Below are 14,069 nucleotides of genomic sequence, written 5' to 3' on the forward strand. Positions count from 1 at the left end.
GGTCACTGCGCGTGGGTTCAAGCGCTCAGCGCGGGTTCTTCGTGGTGCAGCACTTCGCCGCGCAGGGAGCGTTGAGACGCCTCGGTGATGGTCACGTCCACCATCTGGCCGATCAGGCGGGGCTGGCCCCTGAAGTTGACGACGCGGTTGCACTCGGTGCGGCCCATCAGCTCGGTGGGGTCTTTGCGCGAAGCCCCTTCGACCAGGATGCGCTGCAGCGTGCCCTGGCGGCTGGCGCTGATGGCGCGCACGCTGTCGTCGATCGCCGCCTGCAGGCGCTGCAACCGCGCGAGTTTGACCGCGTGCGGTGTCTCGTCGGGCAGGTTGGCTGCCGGCGTGCCGGGCCGCGGGCTGAAGATGAAGCTGAACGAGGTGTCGTAGCCGACGTCATCAATCAACTTCATCATCTTGCCGAAGTCGTCGTCGGTCTCGCCAGGGAAGCCGACGATGAAGTCGCTGCTCATGGCCAGATCGGGGCGGATCGCGCGCAGTTTGCGGATGGTGGATTTGTATTCCATCGCCGTGTAGCCGCGTTTCATGGCCATCAGTATGCGGTCGGAACCGTGTTGCACCGGCAGGTGCAGGTGGTTGACCAGCTTGGGCAGCTTGCCGTAGGCATCGATCAGGCGCTGCGTGAACTCGTTGGGGTGGCTGGTGACATAACGGATGCGTTCGATGCCGGGAATGTCGGAGACATATTCGAGCAGGGTGGCGAAATCGGCGATGTCGGCGGTGCCGCCCATCGGTCCGCGGTAGGCGTTGACGTTCTGCCCCAGCAAGGTGACCTCGCGCACGCCCTGGTCGGCCAGGCCCGCAATTTCAACCAGCACGTCCTCGAACGGGCGCGAGACCTCCTCGCCGCGCGTGTAGGGGACGACGCAGTAGCTGCAGTATTTGGAACAGCCTTCCATGATGCTGACAAAGGCGCTGGGGCCTTCCACGCGGGCCGGCGGCAGGTGGTCGAATTTTTCAATCTCGGGAAAGCTGATGTCCACCTGCGATTTGCCCAGGCTGACGCGTCTGGCCAGCAGGTCGGGCAGGCGGTGCAGGGTCTGCGGGCCGAACACCACATCGACATACGGCGCGCGTTCGATGATGGCGTCACCCTCCTGGCTGGCCACGCAGCCGCCGACACCGATCAGCACGCCCTTCTTCTTCAGGTGCTTGACGCGCCCGAGGTCACTGAATACCTTTTCCTGCGCTTTTTCGCGCACCGAGCAGGTGTTGAACAGGATCAGGTCGGCCTCGTCCACATTGCTGGTGGGCTCGTACCCTTCGGCAGCGTGCAGCACGTCGGACATCTTGTCCGAGTCGTACTCGTTCATCTGGCAGCCGAAGGTTTTGATGAAGACTTTTTTGCTCATGAGTTTGCTATCTAATTGAGAGCTGCTGGCGCCCGTCAGTAAAGGGCTGGAGGCCTGTTTTGTTTGAAAACGGCTGGCGGGTCGGCGCGGGACCGGCTATTTGTAGCGGGGCAGCTGGTTGTAGGGGGTCTTGCCGTCGTCCTGCGGTGCGGCTTCGCCCTCGAAGCTGAAGATGAAATTGCGCGTGGACAGGCCGGCGCGTTTTTCCTTGGCTTCCTCGGCGGTCAGCACCCAGACCTCGTACACCAGACCGGCGCTGTCGCGGGTGTAGTTGACCAGCAGCTCCTGGCCCAGCAGGGCGCCCGACAACACATAGTTGTTGTTGACGTTGCGGATGCGTGCACCGGGAGACAGGCGGTCGGCCTTGCCATTCAGGGTGATGTCCGGTGGTGCCCGGACCACCAGCAGGCCGCGCAGGGCGGCTTTGGGGAAATTACGGACGCCGGGAACTTCGTCGGTCTGGGCCAGCGCCGGCGTGGCGAACAGGCTGACCAGCGTCATCAGTACGGCGATCAGTGCGGCCGGCAGGGCCAGGGAGGGCAGGCAGCGTTTCATGGTTTATGTCCAGAGGCTGTGAAGTAACAAAGCCCCAGAAGGTCAGACCTCTGGGGCTCGGGGAAATAGTGGTGGTGATAGGTGGACTTGAACCACCGACATCAGCATTATGAATGCTGCGCTCTAACCAACTGAGCTATATCACCGCGCGACCGATATTATAACGGCTCTTTCCCAAGTCTAATGAACGCGCCGGGAGTTCCCGCTGCGTTATCGATTTTTAAATGCGGCCTTGCGTTTGTTCACAAAGGCATCCATGCCTTCCTTCTGGTCGCTCGTGGCAAAGGTCGCGTGAAACAGGCGCCGTTCGAACATGATGCCATCGGCCAGTGTGCCTTCGTAGGCGCGGTTCACGGCTTCCTTGGCGGCCATCACGGCAATCTGTCCGTAGTCGCAGATCTGCAACGCGGCGCCCAGGGCTTCCTCCATGAGCTTGTCCAGCGGCACCACACGGCTGACGAGCCCGCTGCGTTCGGCTTCCACGGCATCCATCATGCGGCCGGTCAGCACCAGGTCCATGGCCTTGGCCTTGCCGACGGCGCGCGGCAGGCGCTGCGTGCCGCCCGAGCCGGGGATTATGCCCAGTTTGATTTCGGGCTGGCCGAAGCGGGCGTTGTCCGCGGCGATGATGAAGTCGCACATCATGGCCAACTCGCAGCCGCCGCCGAGCGCAAAGCCGCTGACGGCGGCGATCACCGGCTTGCGGATGCTGCGGATCTGCTCCCAGTTGCGCGTGATGTAGTCGCCCTTGTAGACGTCGGCAAAGCTGTAGCTCGCCATCGCGCCGATGTCGGCGCCGGCCGCAAAGGCTTTTTCGCTGCCGGTCAGGATCATGCAGCCGATGTTGTCGTCCGCGTCAAAGGCCTTGAGCGCGGCGCCCAGCTCGTCCATCAACTGGTCGTTGAGGGCATTGAGCTGTTTGGGCCGGTTCAGGGTGACGATGGCGACGCGGCCTTCGGTGCGGGTCTGGATCAATTCGTAAGTCATGGCGGGTTCCTTTTGAGGCTGAATCATGCCACGATCCTCTGGCTTGGCCGGTGCGCCACAAGGTGGAAAAGCAAGGGAAAACATTAACCGACCTGACGGTCGGTTAATGCTAGATTCGAAACAGGAGATGCTTATGACCGATGTCCCTTCCGAACCTGCCGTGCTGCTGTCCACACGGGGCGCCGTGGCGCTCGTGACGCTGAACCGGCCGCAGGCCCTGAACAGCTTTACCCGCCAGATGCACCAGGAGCTCTGGACCGCGCTGGACGCCGTGGAGGCCGATCCGTCGCTGCGTGCCCTCGTGATCACTGGCGCCGGCCGGGGTTTCTGTGCGGGTGCCGATCTGGCCGAGTTCGACTTCGAACCCGGCCCAAACCTCGTCGAACGTGCCGACCCCGGGCCCATCATCGACCAGGCCTTCAACCCGACGGTGCGGCGCCTGCAGAAGCTGCGCGTTCCGACGATTGCCGCGGTGAACGGCGTGGCTGCCGGGGCCGGGGCCTCGCTGGCCATGACCTGCGACCTGGCGATTGCCGCGCCGGGTGCCAGCTTCATCCAGGCCTTCAGCAAGATCGGCCTGGTGCCTGATGCCGGCGGCTCCTGGTTTCTGGTCAAGCGCCTGGGGCTGGCGCGGGCGATGGGGCTGGCCATGCTGGGCGACAAGCTCAGCGCGAAGGATGCGAAAGAGTGGGGAATGATCTGGGACGTGGCGGCCGAGGGCGAAGACTGTCTGGACAAGGCCATGGCGCTGGCCGCACGCCTGGCCGTCATGCCGACCCGCGCCCTGGTGGAAACGCGGCGCCTGCTCAGCGAAGGCGCCAGCCGCGGCCTGGATGTGCAGCTGGACCGGGAGCGCGACACCCAGTCCGCGCTGGGCCGCACCTACGATTACATCGAAGGCGTGATGGCCTTCCTCGAGAAGCGCCCGCCAGCGTTCAGGGGCAACTAGATGGAGGCCCGGCAACTGGCCCAGGCGGTGGGCGAATCCATGTTTGCCGCCGACAGTGCTTCGCGCGATTTCATGCAGATGGAGCTGGTGTCCTGCGCACCCGGCCGTGCGGTGATGCGCATGGCTGTGCGTGAACCCATGCTCAACGGCCACAAGATCTGCCATGGTGGACTGATTTTCACGCTGGCCGACTCGACTTTTGCCTTTGCCTGCAACAGCTACAACAAGGTCGCGGTGGCGGCGGGCTGCAGCATCGAGTTTCTCAAACCCGGCCAGCTCGGTGACGTGCTGACCTGTGAAGGGGTGGAGCAGACGCTGCAGGGCCGGCACGGCATTTACGACATGAAGGTGAGCAACCAGCGCGGCGAGGTGGTTGCGATGTTCCGCGGGAAAAGCGCACAGATTGCAGGCACCGTCATCCCGGTGACCGGTGTGGAGGCCGCATGAAAAGTTTTCCGCTCGAACCGATTGAAAAGGCCAGCCTCGACGAACTGCGCGCCCTGCAGCTCAAACGCCTGCAGTCCACGCTGCAGCATGCGTACCGGCATTCGCCGGTCTACAAGGCCAAGTTCGATGCCGCTGGAGTGCATCCGGGCGATTGCAAGTCGCTGGCTGACCTGGCGAAGTTTCCCTTCACCACCAAACACGATCTGCGCGCCAGCTATCCCTTCGGCATGTTCGCGGTGCCGCGCGAGCAGTGTGTGCGCATCCATGCCTCCAGCGGCACCACCGGCAAACCGACGGTGGTGGCCTACACAAAAAATGACGTGGACATGTGGGCCGGCTGTGTCGCCCGCAGCATACGCGCGGCGGGGGCCCGTCCGGGCGACCTGGTGCACATCAGCTACGGCTATGGCCTGTTCACGGGCGGGCTGGGCGCGCACTATGGCGCTGAGAAACTGGGTCTGACCGTCGTTCCCTTCGGTGGCGGGCAGACCGAACGGCAGGTGCAACTGATCACCGATTTCAAGCCCGACATCATCATGGTGACGCCCAGCTACATGCTGGCAATTGCCGACGAATTTGAAAAGCAGGGACTGTCCCCCGCCGATGCCAGTCTGCGCACCGGCATCTTCGGTGCCGAGCCCTGGACCAACGACATGCGCCTTGCGATTGAGCAGCGCATGGGCATCGATGCGGTGGACATCTATGGCCTCAGCGAGGTCATCGGCCCGGGCGTGGCCAGCGAGTGTGTGGAAACCAAGGACGGCCCGACCATCTGGGAAGACCATTTTTACCCCGAGATCATCGACCCCGTCAGCGGCGAGCTGTTGCCCGACGGCGAGATCGGCGAGCTGGTGTTTACCAGCCTGAGCAAGGAAGCGCTGCCCATCATCCGTTACCGCACACGCGACCTCACGCGCCTGCTGCCGGGCACGGCCCGCAGCATGCGCCGCATGGAGAAGATCACGGGCCGCAGCGACGACATGATGATTGTGCGCGGCGTCAACGTGTTTCCGACGCAGATCGAGGAGCTGATTCTCAAACGCCATGAGCTTGCACCCCATTACCAGTGCATTCTGACCCGTGAAGGCAATATGGACTGCCTGCGCGTGGCGGTGGAGACCCGTCCTGGACTGGCGCCCGACAGCGCGTCCGCGCAGGCAGCGGCCCGTGTGCTGCAGCATGAGATCAAGGCCTACATCGGTACCAGTGTGGATATTGAGTTGCGCGCGGAGGGCGGTGTGGAGCGCAGTCTGGGCAAGGCCAAACGGGTACTGGATCGCCGGCACTGAACTTTGCTGCTTCGGGTTTTTTATTTCCGGGTAAGCACCCACTCGACGTTGCGCTTTTTTGGTTCTAGACTGACCCGTCAAAAGGTTTCAGGAGGTTGCCATGCCGGACAAGCAAGTGATTTATCACAAGACGCAGAAGGGGACGGAAGCGATTGCGAACCGGAATTCAGGTCTGCCCCCCCGGTTGCGTTCCCTGTTGATCATGGTTGATGGCAAAAGAACCCATGCAGAACTGGCCACCATGGCGTCGGCGCTGGGTGATCCCGGGCGTCTTTCAGAACTTGAAGCCGAGGGCCTGGTAGCGCCGGCAGTGGTCGAAGAAAAAACCATGCCGGCCGCGCTGGAACTGGCCGGTGCCCCGCAGCAACCAGCCGCGGCCGCACCGCCGCAGCGCGCGGCCAACTTGGCGCAGGCGCAGCGTTTTTCCTCGCATTTGCTGGAGCACCTGCTGGGCCCGATGGCCGAGCCGCTGTGCATCAAGATCGAGAACGCGCGGGACCTCGCGGATTTTGTCGCCGTGATCAAGCGGGCCCGCGAGATTGTTCGCGAGATCAAGGGCAGTGCCGAAGCCGAGCGCTTTGTGGCCCAGATCGAAGCGCAGATGCCTGCTGGCTGAACCCCTGGCTCAGGCGGCGGACACGAGCCACTTTTTCACCAGGGCTGCATCCTTGGCCAGCAACCGCCAGGTGGTCGTGTCTGGCGGCATCGTCAATTCGAGCCGAAGCAGGCGCTTGTCACGCGCGACCAGCGCCGTGATCTTCTTGCTGGGTCCAGCGTAAAACGGCAACTCATCGAGCTTGCCCAGGCGCCAGCCCGGGGGCGGCAACGGGGCCGTTTTCCGGCTCTTTCCGGTGACCGGTGTTTCAATGCCCAGCCACTCGTCGCCGGCTGCAAAGCCGGCACGTTCGGCCGCGCCGCCGCGCAGGACCGTTTTGACATGGATACCGCCGCCCGTTTCCTGCACCCGCAGGCCCAGCCCCTGCGCAAGCTGCGCCGGCTCCTCAAGCACGGCAACGCCGTGGCGTTGCAGCAGGTCTTTCAGCGGCAGCTCGCCCGTGCCATGTACCCAGCGGGCGATTTCCGCCGCGTAGGAGCGGCCGCCCACATCCTGCAGTGCGGCGGCGACATCCGCTTCGCTCATCACACCGCCGCGGCACCGCAGCCACAGGCTGCGCATCACGTCGTCCAGGGTGGCCAGGACAGTGTCCCTGCTTTCAGCACGCAGGCTCAGGTCAAGACACAAGGCGACCAGAGCGCCCTTGGTGTAATAGCTGACGGTGGCATTCGGCGTGTTTTCATCCTGGCGGTAATACTTGACCCAGGCGTCAAAACTGGCCTGGGCCACCGACTGCACCAGGCGCCCCGGGGTCTGCATGACCTGATTGATGGTCTTGTTCAGAAGTCTCAGATAGGCCGCTTCGTCGATCAGGCCCGCGCGGCACAGGATCAGTTCGTCGTAGTAACTGGTGAAGCCTTCAAAAAACCAGAGCAGCTGCGTGTAATTCTCACTTCCATAGTTGTAATTGCCGAACTCCGCGGGGCGCAGACGCTTGACGTTCCAGGTGTGGAAATATTCATGACTGATCAGCCCGCGCAGCGTGGTGTATCCCTCGGGGAGCTTGCTGCTGCCCAGGCGCGGCAAGTCCTGGCGTTTGCAGATCAGGGCGGTGGAATTGCGGTGCTCCAGCCCGCCGTAGCCGTCGTCCACGGCGTGGAGCATGAACACGTAGTCCTTGTGCGGCGGTTTTTTGTTGCCATGCCAGAGGCGGATTTGCGCTTCGCAGATTTTTCGGGTGTCGGCAAGCAGCCGGGCCCCGTCAAAGCTGGCTGTGGCGCCTGCCACCACAAAGCGGTGCGGCACACCGCAGGCCACAAAAGAGCCGCTCCAGAAATTCCCCATCTCCACCGGGCAATCCACCAGTTCGTCGTAGTTGGCGGCCAGGTAGCTGCCAAAACCCTGCTTGTCGACCTTCAGCGGACTCAGGCCGGTGGCCACGGACCAGCCGCTGATGGCCGGAGCGGCCATGACTTCAAGCCGGTGCGGCGCCTGGTCGTGGCCGTCGACCCGCAGGCACAGGGAACTGCCGTTGAAGAAGCCGCGGCCTGCGTCCAGCGAGGCGGTGCGTACCGAGCTGTCGTTGGCATAAACCTCGTAGACCAGCACCAAGGGCTTGTCCGCGTTGCAGCGGATCTGCCAGCTGCATTTGTCGAGCTGCGCGATCTGGCCGGCAGGCAGTGCCCGGGTGCCTTGCCGCGCCCGCAGGCCCTGCAGGTTTTTCGAAAACTCGCGCACCAGGTAACTGCCGGGGATCCACACCGGCAGCGCCACTCGCTGCAGCGCGGCGGGCTGGGCAATGGTCAGGGTGACACGGAACAGATGGGCATGGAGGTCGGCGATCTCGACGTGGTAGTCGACGCCGACAGAAGATATGTCGGAGGGCTTGGCGGAAGGTTTGGGCATAGGTTCAAAGAATACCGCATCGGCCCTGCCTCGGCCGGGGCAAGCCGAGCCTTTCCCGAACTGACTTTTTGCTACAGAAAGCAGAGCGGCCACCGCCCGCCCGAAAAGGGCGGAAGCCCGGTTTGCCTATGAGCTCCGGCCGTGCGTCGCGCTCTTACTGGACCTTCGCGTCGGTCAGGTACTTCTCGACCTGCTGGGCGCTGATGGCGCCGGGTACGCGCGAGCCGTCGGCAAAAATCAGCGTCGGTGTGCCGGTGATGCGGTATTTTTTGCCGAACTCGACGTTGCGCGTCACCGCGCCGGCGTCGCAACTGGCGGTGGCCACCGGCTGGTCACGCACCATCAGGTCCTGCCAGGCCTTGGCTTTGTCCTTGGCGCACCAGATGTTTTTGGATTTCTCCTTCGAATCTGCGCTCAGGATGGGGTACAGGAACATGTAGATGGTGACGTCACTGACCTTCTGCATGTCGCGTTCGAAACGCTTGCAATAGCCGCAGTTCGGGTCTTCGAACACCGCCACCTTGCGCTTGCCGTTGCCGCGCACAATGGTGAAGGCGTCCTTGAGCGGGAGCGCATCAAACGACACGGCGTTGAGCTTGTCGACGCGTTCCTCCGTCAGGTTGCGCCTGACTTTGGTGTCGATCAGGTTGCCCTGGATCAGGTAGTTGCCTTCGGCATCGGTGTAGAAAATGTCGCTGCCGTTGACACGCACCTCATACAGGCCGGCCATGGGCGTCTTGTTGATTTCGTCGATGTTGGGCAGGTTCGGCAGGCGTTCGGCCAGGTTCTTGCGGATGGCCGCTTCCTGTGCAAACGCGCCCAGGCTCAGGGCCAGCAGTGTGCCGGTGATGAGGGTCTTGAACAGTGTCATTGTTTTCCAGTCTGTGTGATGTATTTTCATGCTTCTTGCGACGTGTCCGGTCGCTTCTTGTGCCGCTCCCGCGCAGCGGCTGCTCACCCCGGACGGTGCGGCAATGAACCCATGGCCTGGCGCGTGACCCATTCTTTCAGGGGTCCACTGCGTGCAAAGCCCTTCATGCCCCAATTGCGCAAAGCCTGCCAGCGCGCGTCGTTTTGCGCGAACAGGCCGTGCAGTCCATCCGTCACCGCGCCCATGGCCGCCACATCGGCCTTACGGGAGCGTTCATAACGCCGCAACAGCTTTTCGTCGCCCAAGCCGCGCCAGTATTCGCGTGCGTGAATCACGCTCGCCAGTCCGGCCGCATCGGCCAGGCCCAGGTTCAGGCCCTGTCCCGCCAGCGGATGCACGGCGTGGGCGGCGTCTCCAGCCAGCGCCCAGCCTGGACCGACCCAGCGTTCGGCTCGCGACAGCGCGAGGGGCCAGCTCGACAGCTTGCTCGCCAACTGCAGGCAACCTGCTTCGGCACCGCAGACAGTTTGTACCGCTGCGGAAAATTCTTCGGGATTCAACTTCTCCAGCGCAGCTGCGCGCTCCACTGAGACAGACCAGACCAGCGCCACAGAGTTCCCGCCGGCGCCGCCAATCGGCAAAAGAGCCAGAATTTCGCCGTTGTGGAACCATTGGCGGGCCACGCCGAGGTGCGCCGCGTCGCTTTGCAGGCGGGCGGCCATGGCTTTTTGTGGATAGGGCTTGATGGTCCACTGCACGCCGAACTCGTCGCGGCTGGTACTTTTCTGGCCCTCGCAGATCACCGTGAGCGCGGCCTTGACCGGCGTCCCCACGGTTTCGATCTGTGGCTGGTAACGCACGGCTTCTGCCAGCTGCCGCTCCAGCGCCGGGACATCGACGATCCACGCCAGGGCCGCGTCGGTGGTGCCTGGCGGGGCTGCAAAATCAAGCCGGCCCCCTTCGTCGCCCCACACGCGCATCTCCAGCACCGGCGTGGCTGCAGGCGCATCGGGCCAGGCCCTCAGCGAGGTCAGCAGCTGCCGCGAGGCGCTGTTCAGGGCGTAGGCCCGCACATCCTGCGGGACGGCGGCTTCCGCGGGGTTGCCTGCCGGCGCAGGCCGGGCGACCAGGGCCACGTGCAGGCGCTCGCGCGCCAGCAGCAGCGCCAGGGTGCGGCCGACCACCCCGTCACCGCGGATACACACATCAAAAGGCTTGGACATGGCTCATTTTAGAAGGCAGGGCAAAATCGTCCCCGGACAGTGCATCTTGAACTGAATTTTTGAAGGGTTTGACCGTGCGTGAATCAATGAGCGAAACATCGGGCCCTGCGTCGGGCGACGTCGGGGCGGTTATCACCGGGCTGTGGGTTTATCCCGTCAAGTCCTGCGCCGGGGTGCAGGTGCAGGAAGCGATATTGACCGAAACGGGGCTCGAATTTGACCGGGCCTGGATGGTGGTTGATGAGGAGGGTTCCTTCCTGACGCAGCGTGAGCTGCCGCGCATGGCGCTGATCCAGCCCCAGCTCAAGTACCACGACATGGTCCTGCGGGCACCGGGCATGCTGGCGCTGCATATCGCGCTCGACCAGGTGCAGGAGCCGGTGCGCGTGAGGATCTGGGACGACGAGGTCAAGGCTTACGACATGGGGCCCATCGCGGCCCAGTGGTTCAGTGATTTCCTCGGCGTGAACGCGCGGCTGGTGCGTTTTGATCCCGAGGAAAAGCGCGCTTCCAGTCGGCAATGGACCGGCGGCGTTGAGGCACTCAACCAGTTCAGCGACGGCTACCCGGTGCTGGTGCTCAGCGAAGCGTCGCTGGCGGAGCTGAATGACAAACTGCAGGGCGGCGGCCATGTCGCCGCTGGCATGGCACGTTTCCGGCCGAATATCGTGATCGGCGATGCGCCCGGCGCCAGCGAACTGGCGCCGCACGATGAAGACCGGCTGGATTTGCTGCAGATTGCCACGGAACAGGGTGTGGCCCAGCTCAAGCCGGTCAAGCCCTGCGCGCGTTGCCCGATTCCCAACATCGACCCCGCCACGGCGCAAAGCAGCCCCGAGGTCGGCGACATCCTGCAGACCTACCGGCAGGATCCGCGCCTCAAGGGGGCGGTGAGTTTTGGCATGAATGTCATCGTGCTGCAGGGCATCGACCACCTGCTCAAGGTGGGTCAAAGCGTCTCGTCCAGCTATCGCTTCGAGTGAGCCACGACAGGTAGCGGTGCCGGCTGGCTGTGGCCTTCAGCCTCATCGAAGCCGGAATCCACTGCCAGCGGCATGGGCCGTGTCAGCTCCGGTTCCAGAAAGCGGATCGGCCGGCGTGTACGCGCCGCCATGCCTGCGAGCATGGCTTCCAGCGCCTTGGAGAGTTCGGGACCTTCCATCAACTTCTCGCTGAGCAGTACGCCCGCAATGTGAAACTGCAGGATGACTTCGGGTTTGAGGCCCTTGAGCGGCATCAGGCCGGCGGCGATCAGCCTCGCGGCCATGGCGGTGACGACCTCGCGTGAGGTAACGCCCTCCATGATGAGGCCAAAACGTGCTTCATCGACCCGGCCCACGGTGTCGACGTCGCGCAGGATGCGGCGTAGCTTGATCACGCTGCGCAGCAGGCTTTGCTCGGCCACGGCGATGCCGTAGTTGCGCTTGACGTAAGCGTAATTCACCAGTTCGATGTACACCACGGCAGCGGGTTCTCTTTGCCGTTTGGCGCGCGCCACCACCTGCCTGAGGCGGTCTTCAAAGAGATGCCTGGCCAGCAGGCCGGTGAGTGCATCCTGGCTGGCCATGGCCTGCTCGCGTGCCTCGACGCCATGCCGTTCGCGTGAACGGATGTTCAGGGCCACCAGCAGCAAGGGCACCTCCACGGCCAGCGACAGCATGAAAGCATATTGCGACAACCAGGAGGTGGATACCCAGCCGAAAATCCGGGCCGCTGCCAGTGCGGTGCTCATGGCCAGGGGAGTAAAGGCCGCCAGCACCCACGCACCCACCACGTCCCGGCGGCGCCAGGTTGTATAGGCGGTCGCCAGTCCCAGCACCACGGCCACCAGCAGGTACGCACCGATCAGGTGGACGCCCCATTGCCGGTCCAGCCCGAGGTAGGCAACCGCCAGTACCGGGCCGGCCAGCCCGACGGCGAAAACCGCGTGGTCAAACCACCGGTGGCGGCCAGCGATGCTGCACAGCTGGCGGACCACTAGCAAGGCAGCGCTGCCCCCCAGCAGGCCAAGCACGCCCTGGAGAGCGTTGTTCCAGGCGGCAAAGTTGCTCCACAGGAGGTGGCCGGCCATGCCACTGGTGGTGGCGACCACCAGGGCCATGATGGTGGCGTAAATGGCATACCAGCCGTAGGCCCAGTCGCGGTAGACCCAGCTTTGGCCGGCGCCCGCCACAATCAGCAGAAGCAGGGTACCGAACACCAGACCGATGACCATGTAGTCGAACTGCAGATGATGGCTGCGGGACTGGCCGGAGATGGCATTGACCGGGAAATGGGCTGGCGTGACATGCGCGATGCGGACATACACGTCATGCGCCATCCCGTCTTCGAGTGCCAGGTGAAATTGCGCGTAGCGGCCCGGCTCGGGCCAGCTGGAGACGGCCACGGTGTCGCCTGCTGCCTGGCTGGCCCAGCGACCCGCCCGGTCCTGCTGAAACACGGTCACCAGGTCGAGCATGGGAAAGGGAAACTCCAGCAGCCAGTCCTGGGTGGAGTTGGCTGACCTTTTGAAGCGGAAGTGCTGCCACAGCGCAGCGCCCGGTCCCAGGGTGTAGTGGACATTGGCCCGGGCCGGGCTCATGAAACGCCGGAAGTCGCCGGCAGCCATCTGCTCGATCGTTGCACCGGCATCGGCATCTACCCACACCAGGCTGCTTGCCTGCAGGTCGGCCACGGGTGTTTTGTCGTCCAGCACGACCAGCGGCTGGGCCTGGCTGGAGGTGCCCAACAGGCTGAGGAATGCAGTCAGAAGCATGGCCGTCAGAAAGCCGATTCCCCGGCTGCCTGCGTATCGCATACACTTCTCAGCCTGTTTTTGAAGGTTTTTCATGAGTCTGAAGTGCGGTATTGTAGGCTTGCCCAACGTCGGTAAATCCACCCTTTTTAACGCCCTGACCAAGGCGGGCATCGCAGCGGAAAACTACCCGTTCTGCACCATTGAGCCCAACGTCGGCATCGTGGAGGTGCCCGATCCGCGGCTGGCGGCGCTGGCAGACATCGTCAAGCCGGAGAAGATCCAGTCCGCCATTGTCGAGTTTGTCGACATTGCCGGTCTGGTGGCAGGCGCCAGCACCGGCGAGGGGCTGGGCAACAAGTTTCTGGCCCATATCCGCGAGACCGATGCGATTGTGAACGTCGTGCGCTGCTTTGAGGACGACAACGTGATTCACGTGGCCGGCAAGGTGGACCCGATTTCCGACATCGAGGTGATCCAGACCGAGCTGTGCCTGGCCGATCTGACAGCGGTTGAAAAGGCCCTGCACCGCGTGACGAAAACCGCGCGCTCTGGCGACAAGGAATCCGTCAAGCTGGTGGCCATCCTGGAAAAATGCCAGGCGGCGCTCAATGAAGCCAAGCCTGTGCGCACGCTGGAGTTCAGCAAGGAAGAGCTGCCGCTGCTCAAGCAGTTTTTCCTGATCACCGCCAAGCCGGCCATGTTCGTCGGCAATGTGGCCGAGGACGGTTTTGAAAACAATCCTTTCCTGGACAAGCTGCGTGCCTACGCAGCCAGCCAGAATGCGCCTGTTGTGGCCATCTGCGCCAAGATGGAGGCCGAGATGGCCGACATGGAGGAAGAGGACAAGAAAATGTTCCTCGCCGAGATTGGTCAGGAAGAGCCTGGGCTGAACCGCCTGATCCGCGCGGCCTACAAGCTGCTGGGCCTGCAGACCTATTTCACGGCCGGTGTGAAAGAGGTGCGCGCCTGGACCATTCATGTCGGCGACACCGGTCCGCAGGCGGCCGGCGTGATCCACACCGATTTCGAGAAGGGCTACATCCGCGCCCAGACGATTGCCTTTGATGACTACATCACCTTCCAGGGCGAGCAGGGCGCCAAGGACGCGGGCAAGATGCGCAGCGAGGGCAAGGAATACATCGTCAAGGATGGCGACGTGATGAATTTCCTCTTCAGCAGCTGAGGC

The 14,069-nt window shown here is 63.5% G+C and carries 13 protein-coding genes and 1 tRNA gene; 6 read left to right on the forward strand and 8 right to left on the reverse strand.

Annotated features, from left to right (window positions below; genetic code table 11):
- Positions 1 to 17 precede the first annotated feature (17 nt).
- From miaB to PSV33_RS19200, 4 genes are all read right to left on the reverse strand, one after another.
- Positions 18 to 1,364 carry a tRNA (N6-isopentenyl adenosine(37)-C2)-methylthiotransferase MiaB gene (gene miaB / locus PSV33_RS19185; RefSeq protein ID WP_300564261.1) on the reverse strand — a complete coding sequence of 449 codons (1,347 nt, stop codon included), beginning with the start codon at positions 1,362 to 1,364 and terminating at the stop codon, positions 18 to 20.
- 96 nt (positions 1,365 to 1,460) lie between these two features.
- The gene (locus PSV33_RS19190; protein WP_300564263.1) at positions 1,461 to 1,919 is read right to left on the reverse strand and encodes a hypothetical protein; all 459 of its coding nucleotides are present in this window, start codon (positions 1,917 to 1,919) and stop codon (positions 1,461 to 1,463) included.
- Between the two features lie 69 nt (positions 1,920 to 1,988).
- Positions 1,989 to 2,065: transfer RNA gene (locus PSV33_RS19195), tRNA-Met, on the reverse strand.
- A gap of 64 nt (positions 2,066 to 2,129) precedes the next feature.
- The gene (locus tag PSV33_RS19200) at positions 2,130 to 2,906 is read right to left on the reverse strand and encodes an enoyl-CoA hydratase (protein WP_300564265.1); all 777 of its coding nucleotides are present in this window, start codon (positions 2,904 to 2,906) and stop codon (positions 2,130 to 2,132) included.
- Positions 2,907 to 3,039: 133 nt separating this feature from the next.
- On the opposite strand from PSV33_RS19200, the gene PSV33_RS19205 reads away from it, so the two are divergent.
- From PSV33_RS19205 to PSV33_RS19220, 4 genes are all read left to right on the forward strand, one after another.
- Positions 3,040 to 3,855, forward strand: coding sequence for an enoyl-CoA hydratase-related protein (locus PSV33_RS19205; protein ID WP_300564267.1), 816 nt, complete (start codon positions 3,040 to 3,042; stop codon positions 3,853 to 3,855).
- Positions 3,856 to 4,302: a hydroxyphenylacetyl-CoA thioesterase PaaI gene (gene paaI, locus PSV33_RS19210; RefSeq protein WP_300564269.1), complete on the forward strand. Its 447-nt coding sequence runs from the start codon at positions 3,856 to 3,858 to the stop codon at positions 4,300 to 4,302. It abuts the gene before it with no gap.
- Positions 4,299 to 5,591, forward strand: a complete 1,293-nt coding sequence (gene paaK, locus PSV33_RS19215; protein WP_300564270.1) for a phenylacetate--CoA ligase PaaK — start codon at positions 4,299 to 4,301, stop codon at positions 5,589 to 5,591. The genes paaI and paaK overlap by 4 nt, the downstream gene beginning before the upstream one ends.
- A 100-nt stretch (positions 5,592 to 5,691) precedes the next feature.
- Positions 5,692 to 6,207, forward strand: a complete 516-nt coding sequence (locus PSV33_RS19220; RefSeq protein ID WP_300564272.1) for a hypothetical protein — start codon at positions 5,692 to 5,694, stop codon at positions 6,205 to 6,207.
- A gap of 9 nt (positions 6,208 to 6,216) precedes the next feature.
- On the opposite strand, the gene PSV33_RS19225 is transcribed toward PSV33_RS19220, so the two are convergent.
- The 3 genes from PSV33_RS19225 to PSV33_RS19235 all read right to left on the reverse strand — a co-directional run bounded on the left by PSV33_RS19225 (position 6,217) and on the right by PSV33_RS19235 (position 10,146).
- Positions 6,217 to 8,052 carry a peptidase M61 gene (locus PSV33_RS19225; RefSeq protein WP_300564274.1) on the reverse strand — a complete coding sequence of 612 codons (1,836 nt, stop codon included), beginning with the start codon at positions 8,050 to 8,052 and terminating at the stop codon, positions 6,217 to 6,219.
- A 154-nt stretch (positions 8,053 to 8,206) separates the two neighbouring features.
- Positions 8,207 to 8,923, reverse strand: a complete 717-nt coding sequence (locus PSV33_RS19230; protein WP_300564276.1) for a DsbC family protein — start codon at positions 8,921 to 8,923, stop codon at positions 8,207 to 8,209.
- Between the two features lie 83 nt (positions 8,924 to 9,006).
- Positions 9,007 to 10,146: an FAD-dependent monooxygenase gene (locus PSV33_RS19235; protein ID WP_300564278.1), complete on the reverse strand. Its 1,140-nt coding sequence runs from the start codon at positions 10,144 to 10,146 to the stop codon at positions 9,007 to 9,009.
- 86 nt (positions 10,147 to 10,232) lie between these two features.
- Here PSV33_RS19235 and PSV33_RS19240 point away from each other — a divergent pair, with 86 nt between their 5' ends.
- The gene (locus tag PSV33_RS19240; RefSeq protein WP_300564280.1) at positions 10,233 to 11,129 is read left to right on the forward strand and encodes an MOSC N-terminal beta barrel domain-containing protein; all 897 of its coding nucleotides are present in this window, start codon (positions 10,233 to 10,235) and stop codon (positions 11,127 to 11,129) included.
- On the opposite strand, the gene PSV33_RS19245 is transcribed toward PSV33_RS19240, so the two are convergent.
- On the reverse strand, positions 11,114 to 12,901 hold the full coding sequence (locus tag PSV33_RS19245; RefSeq protein ID WP_300564282.1) for a 7TM diverse intracellular signaling domain-containing protein: 1,788 nt from the start codon (positions 12,899 to 12,901) through the stop codon (positions 11,114 to 11,116). The two genes, PSV33_RS19240 and PSV33_RS19245, sit on opposite strands and share 16 nt — an antisense overlap.
- A 73-nt stretch (positions 12,902 to 12,974) precedes the next feature.
- On the opposite strand from PSV33_RS19245, the gene ychF reads away from it, so the two are divergent.
- The gene (ychF, locus tag PSV33_RS19250) at positions 12,975 to 14,066 is read left to right on the forward strand and encodes a redox-regulated ATPase YchF (RefSeq protein WP_300564283.1); all 1,092 of its coding nucleotides are present in this window, start codon (positions 12,975 to 12,977) and stop codon (positions 14,064 to 14,066) included.
- The last annotated feature ends 3 nt before the right edge of the window (positions 14,067 to 14,069 follow it).

The sequence above is a fragment of the Polaromonas sp. genome (genome assembly GCF_029945895.1).
Classification (GTDB): Bacteria; Pseudomonadota; Gammaproteobacteria; order Burkholderiales; family Burkholderiaceae_C; genus Polaromonas.

Bases quoted from the DNA above. Each gene is read 5' to 3' on its own strand.
- PSV33_RS19205 (WP_300564267.1), top strand. From the start codon at position 3,040: ATGACCGATGTCCCTTCCGAACCTGCCGTGCTGCTGTCCACACGGGGC.
- ychF (WP_300564283.1), top strand. From the start codon at position 12,975: ATGAGTCTGAAGTGCGGTATTGTAGGCTTGCCCAACGTCGGTAAATCC.
- PSV33_RS19225 (WP_300564274.1), bottom strand. From the start codon at position 8,052: ATGCCCAAACCTTCCGCCAAGCCCTCCGACATATCTTCTGTCGGCGTC.
- paaI (WP_300564269.1), top strand. From the start codon at position 3,856: ATGGAGGCCCGGCAACTGGCCCAGGCGGTGGGCGAATCCATGTTTGCC.
- paaK (WP_300564270.1), top strand. From the start codon at position 4,299: ATGAAAAGTTTTCCGCTCGAACCGATTGAAAAGGCCAGCCTCGACGAA.
- PSV33_RS19200 (WP_300564265.1), bottom strand. From the start codon at position 2,906: ATGACTTACGAATTGATCCAGACCCGCACCGAAGGCCGCGTCGCCATC.
- miaB (WP_300564261.1), bottom strand. From the start codon at position 1,364: ATGAGCAAAAAAGTCTTCATCAAAACCTTCGGCTGCCAGATGAACGAG.
- PSV33_RS19240 (WP_300564280.1), top strand. From the start codon at position 10,233: ATGAGCGAAACATCGGGCCCTGCGTCGGGCGACGTCGGGGCGGTTATC.
- PSV33_RS19245 (WP_300564282.1), bottom strand. From the start codon at position 12,901: ATGCTTCTGACTGCATTCCTCAGCCTGTTGGGCACCTCCAGCCAGGCC.
- PSV33_RS19235 (WP_300564278.1), bottom strand. From the start codon at position 10,146: ATGTCCAAGCCTTTTGATGTGTGTATCCGCGGTGACGGGGTGGTCGGC.
- PSV33_RS19220 (WP_300564272.1), top strand. From the start codon at position 5,692: ATGCCGGACAAGCAAGTGATTTATCACAAGACGCAGAAGGGGACGGAA.
- PSV33_RS19230 (WP_300564276.1), bottom strand. From the start codon at position 8,923: ATGACACTGTTCAAGACCCTCATCACCGGCACACTGCTGGCCCTGAGC.
- PSV33_RS19190 (WP_300564263.1), bottom strand. From the start codon at position 1,919: ATGAAACGCTGCCTGCCCTCCCTGGCCCTGCCGGCCGCACTGATCGCC.